Source organism: Paraburkholderia sp. BL9I2N2 (assembly GCF_004339745.1).
Lineage (GTDB): Bacteria > Pseudomonadota > Gammaproteobacteria > Burkholderiales > Burkholderiaceae > Paraburkholderia.
Genome location: NZ_SMGP01000001.1, coordinates 3247994 through 3259727, shown reverse-complemented (window position 1 = coordinate 3259727; position 11734 = coordinate 3247994). Strand labels below are relative to the sequence as shown.

Sequence of the window (11734 nt, the reverse complement as noted above, 5' to 3'; positions counted from 1 at the left end):
GAGATTCAGCCATGGCGCTTTCAAGAACCCTGAGCGGGCACCAAATCGCCCCCGCGTCAGGCCGTCTCTTTCTCTCGTTGCTCGAGCGGATCCAGGTGGGGCATCTGGTCCTGATCACGCCCGACGGTCAACAGCGCGTGTTCGGCGATCCGCATGCGGCGCCCGGCGCGCGCCTGGAGTTGCATGACTGGCGCGCGTGCGGCGCGATTCTGCGCAAAGGCGATATCGGTTTCGCGGACGCGTGGCGCGCCTTCTGGGTCGATACGCCCGACGTGGCCGCGCTGCTGCGCGTCGCGATCCGCAACGAGCGTGCGCTGCAACGCACGGTGTATGGCGGCTGGCTCGCGCAACTCTGGTACGGGCTGCGCCATAAGCTGAGGCCGAACACGCGTTCGGGCAGCCGGCGCAATATTCACGCGCATTACGACATCGGCAACGCGTTTTACGCACAGTGGCTCGACGCGACCTTCACCTATTCGAGCGCGGTGTTCGACGGCAATGTCCATCAATCACTCGAAGACGCGCAGCGTGCGAAGTATCAACGGATCGTCGATACGCTCGGTTTGCGCGAAGGCATGCGCATTCTGGAAATCGGCTGCGGGTGGGGCGGGTTTGCGATGCACGCGGCGCGTCTGGGCATCCACGTGCATGGCGTGACGATCTCGCCGGCACAACTCGAATTCGCGCAGCAGCGCGTGAACGAAGCAGGCCTGAGCGATCGCGTGCAACTCGAATTGCGCGACTATCGCAGCTTGACCGGTCAGTACGACAGCATCGTATCGATCGAAATGTTCGAGGCCGTCGGCGAAAAATTCTGGCCGGCGTACTTTCGCATTCTGCGCGAACGTCTGCGGCCGGGCGCTCGCGCGCTGGTGCAAACCATCACGATCGACGACTCGCACTTTGCCGCTTATCGCGCGACGAGCGACTTTATCCGCGAGTTCATCTTCCCAGGCGGCATGTTGCCGAGTCCGCAGCGTTTCACGGAAGCCGCAGGGCGCTGCAAGCTCGTGACGCGCACGTCGCTCGCTTTCGGCCGCGATTATGGGGAGACCTTACGCCGCTGGCGCAGCGCGTTCGAAGCGCAACTCGACACGATCCGCACGCAAGGCTTCGACGAGATTTTCGTGCGCACGTGGCGCCTATATCTGGCGTATTGCGAAGCCGGCTTCGACGAAGGGCGCACGGACGTGATGCAGTTCGTGCTCTCGAAGGCCGACTGACGTGCGCGCGTTTACCGCTCTCGCGCTGATGTTGTGGGCAAGCGCCGCCTGCGCCGATTGGCGCGGCGACGTGCAATCCGCGCAACTCGTCGGCGAAGGCGATTTCAGCGTGTTCGGCTTCCTGCTCTATCGCGCGCAGATGTGGAGCGAACGCGTGCCGGTCGATTACGACGAACGCTTCGCGCTGCACATCGTCTACGCGCGCGGCATCAAGCGCGAACGCCTCGCGGACACCGGTATCAGCGAGATCAAACGCCTGGCTGCCGCGCCGATTCCGGCCGATACACTGGAACGCTGGCGCGCGGACATGCTGCAGGCCTTCGTGGATGTCGGCCCCGGCGATCAGTTGAGCGCGGTGTATCTGCCGGACAAAGGCGTGCGTTTCTATGTCGGCGACCGTATGACCGGCGAGTTCGAAGATCCCGCCTTCGCGCGCGCGTTCTTCGGGATCTGGCTCGATCCGTCGACGCGCGCGCCTACTTTACGCAAGCAATTGCTGGGCACGGCGGCGCGGTAGCCGAATTCGCGCGCTGCCGGCGCATTTGATAAATGTCGCCTTGCGCATCACCCGCACCGTCACGCGAACGCCGCGCTTCATTGTTCGCCTGCTTGTGGATAAATGCGCTTGCATCGTCGAGCACCGGCGCAAAGCCGCGCAACGGTCCGGCAAACGCGCCCACCAGTAGCGCGTGCCCGACGCGCGGATAGTGCTTCACTTCGACATCCGCGTCGCCCAATGCACGCAGTTTCGCCGCTAGCCTATCGGTGTTGCCCGGATCGACGGTGGTATCGCGCTGGCCTGCCGCGAGGAAGATCGGCGGCTCGTCGCCAGCGACAAAGTTGATCGGCTGACTCGCGGCGCGCAACGCCGGCGGGAAGATTTTCGCGAGCGTGGCGTCGTGCAACGGCAAAAAATCATACGGGCCGGCCAGGCCGATCACACCGCCGATATCGTTTTTGCTCATCTGCTGTGCGGCGAGATAGCGGCCGTCGGTGGCGAGCAGCATCACGATATGCGCGCCCGCCGAATGTCCCATCAGGAAGATTCGCGACGAGTCGCCGCCGAACTCGGCCGCGTGGTCGCGTGCCCAGCGCACGGCCGTGGCCGCATCGTCGACGAAGCCGGGGAAGGCGGTGCCGGGCCACGTCCGATAGTCCGGCAGCACGGCGACGAAGCCGCGCGACGCCAGCGCCGCGCCTACGAACAGGTAGCTGCTGCGCGAGCCGGTCTGCCAACTGCCGCCGTGGAAGAACACCACGACCGGGCGGCCGTGTGAAGCGGCTGGCGGCGCGTCGGTGGTGGGCACGTAGACGTCGAGTTTCTGGCGCGGCGCGTTGCCGTAAGCCAGGCCGTTCTCGGCCCGGAAATGTTTGTGCGATACGGCGGCGTTGAGCACGCCGGCGGCGCTGCAGCCGCCGAGAGCGGCGAGCGCCAACGCGGCGGTCAAGGTAAGCAGGCGTCGAGGCATGAGAGTCGGATCGGTTCGAAGAGATGCTTTCGAACCATGTACGCGTGAACCCCGCAAGCGGATGCAGGCAGTGCTTGGCGCTGCGAGCGGATGCATCGATAAGTCATGCTGATTTGTCGCCGGACTCCGACATCGCTATGCTCCTCAAATGGTTCGCATAGCCAATGTCGCGGACATCTGCTGTTCACGCGATGCGACGACCCAAAAACGCGCACGCAAAAGCCTCCATTCTTCCGAGCAAAACGTCGCAACGAAATCCCCGGCGCGGCGAGTCTGGCGCGGCTCGCCGAGGCTCGGCGGCGATCCTCTGTACAATTGGCCGATCGATTTGAACATCGACCTCCTATTCGACCCACATCGACCGAATTCATGGCCATTACCTACAAGACTCCCGACGACATCGCCAAGCTGCGCATTTCCGGCCGCCTCGCGGCCGACGTGCTGGCGATGATCGGCGAGCACGTCAAGGCCGGTGTCTCCACCGAAGAGCTGGACGCACTGTGCAACGACTACATTGTCAATACGCAAAAGTCGATTCCGGCAAATGTCGGCTATTTGGGTTTTCCGAAGACCGTGTGCACCTCGGTCAACTCGGTGGTGTGCCACGGCATTCCGAATCGCGGCGAGATCCTGAAAGACGGCGACATCATCAATATCGACGTCGCGATCATCAAGGACGGCTACTTCGGCGACACGAGCCGCATGTATTGCGTCGGCCAGCCAAGCACGGTGGCGCGCCAGCTGATCGACACGACCTATGAAGCGATGCTCGCCGGCATTCGCGAAGTAAAGCCGGGCGCCACGCTCGGCGACGTGGGCCATGCGATTCAGAAGGTGGCGCAGCGCGACGGCTTCTCGATCGTGCGCGACTATTGCGGGCACGGCATCGGCAAGGTCTACCACGAAGACCCGCAAGTGCTCCACTACGGCCAGCCGGGGCAGGGCGTGCGTCTGAAGCCGGGCATGGTCTTCACGATCGAACCGATGGTCAACGCCGGCCGCGCGGGCACCGCGGTGCAACGCGACGGCTGGACCGTGGTCACCAAGGACCGCTCGCTGTCTGCGCAATGGGAACATATGATCGCCGTGACCGACGACGGCTATGAACTGCTGACACCGTGGCCGGACGGCACCGGTAGCTACGAAGCGCCATGACCTTGCATGGCGTGTACTGCGTCCGGCCGCATGCGCCGGAGGCAGGCGCGCGGCATGCTGCTGAGTCTGGATATGCTCCATATGTAGCCGCCCAAGGGGACTTCCTGCGGCGCGTGCCACATTCCGGTAAAGAATGATTTGACTCTCGCGCCGGTTCGGTTAAAGCTACGCCTTAGGGTTTCAAGGGGTTTTCGTCTGCATGAGTCCGTCATTGACCGTTCGCCGTATCGCCGCTGATCAGGGCGCCGTTTTCCGCGAACTCCGTACTGCGTCGCTGCGGGAGGCGCCCTATGCCTTCGGCGCCACGCTCGAGGACGCGTTGTCGGCCGACGCCGCCAGTTTCGACGCCACCGCCGCGGATCACGCGGTTTCCTTCATCATCACCACCTTCATCCTCTACACCGAGGGCCATCCAGCGGGACTGATCGAAGCGCACTTCGACGACACCGCGGCGCGCCGCGCATTCGTTTGCGAACTGTGGGTGGCGCCGGCCGTGCGTCATCTGCGGGGCGGCGAGCTGCTGGTCGATTCGGCCGCCGCGTGGCTTTCGAATGAAGGCGCCACGGAAATCTACGCGTGGGTCGCCGACGCCAACCGCAACGCCATGCGCTTTTACGAGGCGCTCGGCTTCGGTCCGACCGGCGAGCATCGGCGCGTCACGCGCGCACCGGACCAGGCCGAAAGCCTGCTGGTGCGACACGTGCCGACCACGTCCCAGGTGTTTCAGCAGTGATCTCGCGAGCGGCGCAACAGTCTGCCGCTCGATTCCCTTCCGCGTCTCTTCAGCGTCTGTCGCCGGGTCATCGGCGCGATGCGCGGCCTGAATGGCCACTGCGAGGCCGTCGCGTTGCCTGTGCAGGGCCGCGTCGTCATCGTGGCGGCCCGTTCTCCCGGCAAAAAAGCTGGCCGCGCGCGTCGACGCCTGTAAAATACGCAAAATTTTTTGCCGAACGCTATGTCGCCCAAGAAATCGCCCTTTTTCGAACTTCGCAGCGGCTCTGTCGACACGCTCCTGTTCGTGGTCAAGACAACCGACCTCGACGCCATGCGTGCCGAACTGACCCGGCGCTTCGAGGCGACCCCCGAATTTTTCGCTAACGACGTCGTCGCGATCGACGTGCGCCGTCTCGCCGAGAACGAACGCGTGCCGCTCGCCGACATCGCGCAACTGCTCGACAGCGTGCGCATGCGTCCGGTCGGCGTGGTCGCCAACGCGCAGCAGACGTGGGCTGCGGAGTCGCAGTTGCCGCTTCTGGAAGCTCGTGACCGCCGCGGCGCCGCCGCGAAATCCGCGGACGAAGACAGCGCCAACGCCGCCGCAGCGGCGCCGGTCGTCACCGCCGCCACGGCCACGCCGCCGGCCGATCTGTTCGAGCTCGCCGCCGGCACGCCGGAAAACGGCACACCGGCCACGGCCGCCGCCGTCGAACCCGCTCCCGCCGCGGAGCCGGTGCGTCTTGCCACGTCGTCGCAAACCATGGTGGTCGACAAGCCGCTGCGCTCCGGCCAGCGCATTTATGCCAAGGGCGACCTGGTGGTGCTCGGGCTCGTGAGCTACGGCGCCGAAGTGATCGCGGAAGGCAACATCCATATTTACGCGCCGCTGCGCGGCCGGGCTTTGGCCGGCGTGCAGGGCAATCACGACGCGCGCATTTTCTGCACGTGTCTCGAGCCGGAACTCATCTCGATCGCAGGCATCTATCGAACGACTGAGAACCCATTGCCGGCCGACGTGCTCGGCAAGCCGGTGCAGATCTGGCTCGAAGAAGAAAAGTTGATGATCGAACCGCTGCGGCTCACGTAAGCGACGTGAAGCGCGCTGCCTCGATCGATCTGAGGCACGCTGCGTTTCACGGCAAATATGGCCGCGCATAATTGACGAATTTGACGAACACAAGGTAAGGGTAATGGCAAAAATCATTGTGGTGACTTCGGGCAAGGGTGGCGTGGGCAAGACGACCACGAGCGCGAGTTTTGCATCGGCCCTCGCTCTGCGTGGCAGCAAAACCGCCGTGATCGACTTCGACGTCGGCCTGCGTAACCTCGACCTCATCATGGGTTGTGAACGCCGCGTGGTGTATGACCTGATCAATGTGATCCAGGGCGAAGCCAATCTGAACCAGGCGCTCATCAAGGACAAGAAGTGCGAGAACCTCTTTATCCTGCCGGCCTCGCAGACGCGTGACAAAGACGCGCTGACGATGGAAGGCGTCGAGAAGGTCATCAACGATCTGATCGCGATGGACTTCGAATTCATCGTCTGCGATTCGCCGGCCGGTATCGAATCAGGCGCGCTGCTCGCCATGCATTTCGCCGACGAAGCGCTGATCGTGACGAATCCAGAAGTCTCGTCGGTGCGCGACTCGGACCGCATCCTCGGCATTCTGTCGTCGAAGACCAAGCGCGCAATCGAAAGCAAGGAACCGATCAAGGAACACCTGCTGATCACTCGCTACAACCCCAAGCGCGTCAGCGAAGGCGAAATGCTGTCGCTGACCGATATCCAGGAAATTCTGCGCATCGATCTGATCGGCGTGATTCCGGAATCGGAAGCGGTGCTGCACGCATCGAACCAGGGCTTGCCGGCGGTGCATCTGGACGGCACCGATGTGGCCGAAGCCTATAAAGACGTCGTGTCGCGTTTCCTCGGCGAGCAGAAGTCGCTTCGCTTTACCGACTACCAGAAGCCCGGGCTGCTGCAGCGCCTCTTCGGCACCAAGTAAGGGGAGCGCACGTAATGTCGATTCTTTCGTTTTTGCTGGGCGAGAAGAAGAAGTCCGCGTCGGTAGCGAAGGAACGCCTGCAGTTGATCATCGCGCATGAGCGCGCCGGCGGCCATGCGCCTGCCGATTACCTGCCTGCGTTGCAACGCGAATTGGTGGCCGTGATCTCGAAGTACGTGAAGATTTCCAATGACGATATTCGCGTGAGTCTCGAACGTCAGGACGATCTCGAAGTGCTCGAGGTCAAGATCGAAATACCGCAGGCCTGATCGCTTAAAGCCTGTTTCCTCTCGCGGCCGGTTTCTTATGACGTGCTGCGCGCTTCGCTGCGTTGCGTCGAGATGACGTGACGCAGAGTGGTGCGCGAGCGCGCCGCGCAGTTGTGCCGCTTCGTTATTCCCACTTCCTCATTGTTCGTGCGCGCGTGCATGGGCTTGCTCGCGCGTGCCGGCCGTGCGTCGAAATAATCCGTTGCACTTCAGCGTGCGGCGTTACACGCCCGCAGTCAGCCGCTTTGTTCCCTCGCGCATTAAACGGGTAACGCCGCCTTCGGTGTTCACCTACAGAGGGAAAACATGAACAAGACCTTTCGTTTGCTGCTTGCCAACACCGTATTGATCGCCGCCGGCGCAGCCACTGTGGCATCGGCTTCGGCCGCGGAAGTCGTCGTGATCGCGCCGTCCGCGCCGCCGCCGGTGCGCTACGAAGCCGTGCCGGCGCCGCGTGTCGGCTACGTGTGGGATCACGGTCATTGGCGCTGGGATCACGGCCGCTATGTGTGGGTCGGCGGTCACTGGCAAGCCGAACGTGTCGGCTATCACTGGGTGCCGGGCCACTGGGTCGCGCACGGTCCGAACTATCACTGGGTTCAAGGTCACTGGGCGTAACGCTACGGACTTACGCAGTGCGCGGCGCAGCGCGGTGAATACCGCGTGTGCCGCCCCTTCCATTTCGACAAGCGCAGACAAATGCAGGCGCCGCGCACGCACTCGGCGTAGCGCTCGCCCGCGCGCGCTTCAGGAAACCATGTGATGAAAAAGAATCTGCTTCTGATCGCCGTGCTGGCGGTCATGCTGGCCGGCTGCGTCGTCGTGCCGGCGCGGCCGGTGTATCTGCGCGCGCCGGCCGTCGTCGTTTACTGACGCGATGTGCCGCGGTCGGTGTCTTCGGCTGGCGGCTCACCATTGGCTCGCCCAGCGGCCGGACCGGGCGCGTTGACCTGCGGAGCGCTGCCGCTGGCGTGTTCGGCAGGCGGCCCGCTTTCGGCTCTCTCTACAACCGGAGCGGGCGCGTCGACTTGCGGAGCGCTGCCATCGGCATCTTCGGCAGACGGCTCGCCGTCAACTTGCACCGCGGCCGGATCTGTCGGTTCGACGTCCGGAATTTCTGGCGTCGGCGCGCTCGCGGCTTGCGACAGTGGCGCCATATAGCGCGCCGCCAGCGCCTCGTACAGCGGCGGCGCGAACAGGCGCGACACGCGGCTCGAAATCAACGCGGTGGCCATCAGCGAGATCACCAACGCGTGGCCGTTGATCATCTCCATCACGATCACGAACGAGGTGATCGGCGACTGCGTGACGGCGGCCAGATAGCCGACCATGCCGAGCGCGATCAGCATCGGCAGATCCATCGAGCCGAACACCCTGTGCAGCAGATTGCCGAAGCCCGCGCCGATTGCCAGCGACGGCGCGAAGATGCCGCCCGGAATGCCCGGCAGGTAAGAGCCGACCAACGAGATCATTTTCAAGAACGGGTAGAAGACGGACGACTGCACGTGCCCGTCGAGCAAGCCGCGCGCTTCCGCGTAGCCGCTGCCGAAAGTCGTGCCGCCGGAAATCAGGCCGACCACCGCGATCACCAAACCGCACAGCGCGGCGAACGCAACCGGTCGCTCTCTATGCAACTGACGCAGCGGCGCCGGAATCCAGCGCGCGGTATTCAACAGCAGCCAGTCGAACAAACCGCCCGCAAGCCCGGTGACGACGGCAGTGAGCAGCACCGCGAGCGCCAGCAGATCGGGAAAGTTCGCGCCGATCTGAATCGTGCCGAAATAGGTGTAGTTGCCATTGACGCCGAGTGCGATCACGCCGGCGATGATGATCGCGGTGATCAGCACGCCGCTCGCGCGCGCCTCGAAGCTGCGCGTCAATTCCTCGATTGCGAAGACTATGCCGGCGAGCGGTGTATTGAACGCCGCGGACAGACCCGCCGCCGCGCCGGCCAGCACCAGTTGCCGCTCGATCAGCGCATTCGAACGGGGATAGAGCCGGCGCAGATTGAACATCAGCGCGGCGCCGACCTGCACGGTCGGCCCTTCGCGGCCGATCGTCAAGCCGCCGAGAATCGCCAGAAACGACACGGCGATCTTGCCGAACAGAATTCGAAACGACAGAAGCCGCGCGCCGTATTCGCTGGGTTTCGAGTGAAGAGTGGCGATGACCTGCGGAATGCCGCTGCCTTCGGCGCCGCGGAAGAATTTGCGCGTGAGCCAGACGGCGAGCGCCGTGACCGCGGGCGTGATGATCAAGGGCGCCCACACGTGCCGTTGCTGCACGGAGTGGAACTCGCTGTAGCCCCAGTCGATCAGTCTCGCGTACAGCACCGCGACGAGCCCGACCGCAATCGCGCCGAGCCAGAATATGCCATATTGGCGCCAGAGTCGCTTCGCGCGTCGAACGATGGCGGAAGATCGGAGCGGAATGGGCCGGGACATGAGCGAGTGTTGTCGCAAAGGGTGCAGTATAAGGCGCGCCGGGCCCGTAAACCGATATGAAAGTATTTTGAAATGGTGTAAAAGGGCTGCGTGAAAGGGGCTGGGCGTAACCGCCGCATTGATGACCGATAGACGCGCTGACTCGCTCGGCAATGATTATCCTGTTGGTCGGCTAAAATGCTTGGATGTTCGAACAACTGACAGGTCTTTAATGAAGCGAGTCCTTATCGTCAAGGTCACTTCGCTCGGCGATATCGTGCAGGCCTTGCCGGTGGTCGCCGATATCAAGCGCGCGTTTCCTGGCGTTCAGGTGGATTGGGCCGCCGACGAAGCATTCGCCGAAGTGGTGCACTGGAGCGAGAACGTGGACCGCGTGCTGTGCGCACCGCTGCGCCGCTTCAAGAAAGCGCGCCGCTGGGCCGATTTCAAATCGATCTGGGCGTCCATCGCCGAACTGCGCGCCTATCGCTACGATTTCATCATCGACATTCAAGGCGTGTACAAGAGCGCGATCATTGCGTTTCTGGCGCGCTCGTCGCGGCGCATCGGCTACCGGGCCCCGGATCTGGGGGAGCAGGGCGCCGCGTTCGCTTATACCGGGCGATTCGGCCCGCGTCCGAAATGCAATGCGTGGCATGGCATGCGCATCAGCGCGGGCGAGGCGCTGGGCTATGAGATAGAAGGCCCTGCGGTCTTCAATCTGCGGCTGCCGGAGCCGGCCGGGCTTCCCTTCGAGTCGAACGGCGCACCGGTTGCGGCATTTTTTCACGCCACCTCGAAAGACGACAAGAAATGGCCGGTGGGCCATTGGGTAGCGATCGGCCGCGAGCTGGCGCAGCGTGGTTTTCAACTGGTGCTGCCGTGGGGCTCGGAAGGCGAGCGGCTCGAAGCGGAGCAGATCGCGTCGCAATTGCCGGGCGCGACCGTCCTGCCGAAACTGAGCGTGACGGAAATCGCGCAGATGATCGACGCGTGCTCGCTCGTGGTCGGCACCGACACCGGCTTTGTCCATCTCGCGCACGCGCTGCAGAAGCGCACCGTGATGATCTTCGTGGCGACCCCGCCGTCGCATTACGGCATCGAATCACCGTTCCGCTCCATTTCCATCGGCGACGGCCAGTCAGTGCCGCCCATCAGCGCCGCGCTCGAGGCGATCGACTACGTTCACACCGAGGCGCATGACGTCGCCGTGCAGCACGGCTCCGCTGGCGTCTGAGCGTGCCTTCTCGCGGCGCGGTCCTGCGCAATCGTTTGCTCGAAAAGAAAAGAGGCGTGACGCGCAGTCCGCTCAAGCAAATGAGCGCTGCCTCGTAACGCCTCCGAAAACGCCCGTGTCGGGGAACAGCGGGCGGAGAGGAATCGTTGCAAACAACACATCCGGCTACGCACTGAGCGGTGACAACGCACACGCGCTCAGTGCTGACGCGACGGCCGCCGCCTGGCGGTCCGCCGGGTTCATCTCTGGTCCATCTGCCGGGTATGGGTGCGAATGTCCGCACGGTTTCGTGCGGCACTTCGGCTTCCCCACAGCCGCGGATCCAAAAAAGGCGTCGCGCATTACACGCCTGTTAAATCTGTCGCTTTTCGTTGAGCGCCTAATTGGCTACTCGCCCATTTTCCATGTCGCCAAAGGCGCCGGCGCGGTGCGCGCATTCGTAGGCACACTATCCGGCATTTTTACCTTGCACCGCGCATGCGCCGCCAGCAAGGCACGCGCCGGACCGACACGTTCAAACCAGTATAGGCGGTGTTTTCCTCTGATGTGAATTCGTCGTGATCGCCCGCAGGACGCAGCGTGTCGCGCGCGTCGATCATGTAACACCTCGGTGATCTTCCCTTACAAATGGCAACGCTCGCGCAAGGCGCCGTCGTGTTCAATCGAGTCATTCGGGGTTTCGGCTCGAATGAATCTGACTCGACGGAGAACAAATATGAAACGCTTAATCTTGAGCCTGATCGCAGGCACGCTACTCGCAACGGCACTTGGCGGTTGTATCGTCGCGCCGGCACCGGGCTACTACGGCGGCGGTGGTTACTACCATCACGGCGGCTATTACTACCGTTAATGGTTCCAGTTGAAGCCGCGGCGCCTATGAGGGCGCCGCGGTGCTGACCGTCAGTCAGGCCAGCAGCATTTCAAACGCGACGACCGCGGCGATGGCAGCGGCATTCGCAGCCAGCGCTTCCACGACGATGCCTTTCCACGTCGCCGGCCGAAAGCGCAATGCAAGCAACAGCGAACAGAGCAGCGCCAGCGCAATGATCATCACGACATCCGCGTTGTGAAGATGAACGTTCATCCGTGCCTCCCTGTTACCTATAGGGTTATTTGAGTCGAGTATAGGCATGTCAAAAAGACGCGCAAGGCCGGGAATTTACTCAGGAATGCTCGGCAAGCGGAGGGCGTGAAGCGGCAGGGAGGCGGGGGGAGGTGGCCGATGCCGCCGCGGC

Annotated in this window: 15 protein-coding genes; 10 read left to right on the top strand and 5 right to left on the bottom strand. The window is 63.3% G+C overall.

Annotated elements, in window-relative coordinates:
* Positions 1-11: 11 nt before the first annotated feature.
* On the top strand, positions 12-1223 hold the full coding sequence (locus B0G74_RS15080) for a cyclopropane-fatty-acyl-phospholipid synthase family protein (RefSeq protein WP_132375638.1): 1212 nt from the start codon (positions 12-14) through the stop codon (positions 1221-1223).
* Position 1224: 1 nt separating this feature from the next.
* On the top strand, positions 1225-1740 hold the full coding sequence (locus tag B0G74_RS15075) for a chalcone isomerase family protein (RefSeq protein ID WP_132375637.1): 516 nt from the start codon (positions 1225-1227) through the stop codon (positions 1738-1740).
* Here the strand turns inward: B0G74_RS15075 and B0G74_RS15070 are convergent.
* Positions 1700-2692: an alpha/beta hydrolase gene (locus tag B0G74_RS15070; RefSeq protein ID WP_132375636.1), complete on the bottom strand. Its 993-nt coding sequence runs from the start codon at positions 2690-2692 to the stop codon at positions 1700-1702. The genes B0G74_RS15075 and B0G74_RS15070 overlap by 41 nt on opposite strands.
* Positions 2693-2836: 144 nt before the next feature.
* The gene (locus B0G74_RS15065) at positions 2837-3028 is read right to left on the bottom strand and encodes a hypothetical protein (RefSeq protein ID WP_132375634.1); all 192 of its coding nucleotides are present in this window, start codon (positions 3026-3028) and stop codon (positions 2837-2839) included.
* Between the two features lie 33 nt (positions 3029-3061).
* Between B0G74_RS15065 and map the strand changes: the two genes are divergently transcribed.
* From map to B0G74_RS15035, 6 genes are all read left to right on the top strand, one after another.
* Positions 3062-3847 (top strand): type I methionyl aminopeptidase, encoded by a 786-nt coding sequence (gene map, locus B0G74_RS15060; RefSeq protein WP_132375632.1) that lies wholly within the window; start codon positions 3062-3064, stop codon positions 3845-3847.
* Between the two features lie 199 nt (positions 3848-4046).
* Positions 4047-4580, top strand: a complete 534-nt coding sequence (locus B0G74_RS15055; protein WP_132375630.1) for a GNAT family N-acetyltransferase — start codon at positions 4047-4049, stop codon at positions 4578-4580.
* Positions 4581-4802: 222 nt separating this feature from the next.
* Positions 4803-5651, top strand: a complete 849-nt coding sequence (minC, locus tag B0G74_RS15050) for a septum site-determining protein MinC (RefSeq protein ID WP_132375628.1) — start codon at positions 4803-4805, stop codon at positions 5649-5651.
* Between the two features lie 103 nt (positions 5652-5754).
* A complete protein-coding gene (gene minD / locus B0G74_RS15045) occupies positions 5755-6570 on the top strand; it encodes a septum site-determining protein MinD (RefSeq protein WP_063495093.1) in 816 nt (271 codons plus the stop codon).
* A gap of 14 nt (positions 6571-6584) precedes the next feature.
* Entirely contained in the window at positions 6585-6839 is a 255-nt protein-coding gene (gene minE / locus B0G74_RS15040) for a cell division topological specificity factor MinE (RefSeq protein WP_091796304.1), read from the top strand.
* Positions 6840-7145: 306 nt separating this feature from the next.
* Entirely contained in the window at positions 7146-7457 is a 312-nt protein-coding gene (locus B0G74_RS15035; protein WP_132375626.1) for a YXWGXW repeat-containing protein, read from the top strand.
* Positions 7458-7705: 248 nt separating this feature from the next.
* Here the strand turns inward: B0G74_RS15035 and B0G74_RS15030 are convergent, their stop codons facing one another.
* A complete protein-coding gene (locus B0G74_RS15030; RefSeq protein ID WP_132375624.1) occupies positions 7706-9283 on the bottom strand; it encodes a chloride channel protein in 1578 nt (525 codons plus the stop codon).
* A gap of 211 nt (positions 9284-9494) precedes the next feature.
* Between B0G74_RS15030 and waaC the strand changes: the two genes are divergently transcribed.
* Positions 9495-10499 (top strand): lipopolysaccharide heptosyltransferase I, encoded by a 1005-nt coding sequence (gene waaC / locus B0G74_RS15025; RefSeq protein ID WP_132375622.1) that lies wholly within the window; start codon positions 9495-9497, stop codon positions 10497-10499.
* A gap of 461 nt (positions 10500-10960) precedes the next feature.
* Here waaC and B0G74_RS45760 read toward each other — a convergent pair whose 3' ends face one another.
* On the bottom strand, positions 10961-11098 hold the full coding sequence (locus B0G74_RS45760) for a hypothetical protein (RefSeq protein ID WP_165923859.1): 138 nt from the start codon (positions 11096-11098) through the stop codon (positions 10961-10963).
* Between the two features lie 116 nt (positions 11099-11214).
* Here B0G74_RS45760 and B0G74_RS47445 point away from each other — a divergent pair, with 116 nt between their 5' ends.
* Positions 11215-11349, top strand: a complete 135-nt coding sequence (locus tag B0G74_RS47445; protein WP_012432108.1) for a hypothetical protein — start codon at positions 11215-11217, stop codon at positions 11347-11349.
* A 54-nt stretch (positions 11350-11403) separates the two neighbouring features.
* Here B0G74_RS47445 and B0G74_RS15020 read toward each other — a convergent pair whose 3' ends face one another.
* A complete protein-coding gene (locus B0G74_RS15020) occupies positions 11404-11583 on the bottom strand; it encodes a hypothetical protein (RefSeq protein ID WP_132375620.1) in 180 nt (59 codons plus the stop codon).
* Between the last annotated feature and the right edge of the window lie 151 nt (positions 11584-11734).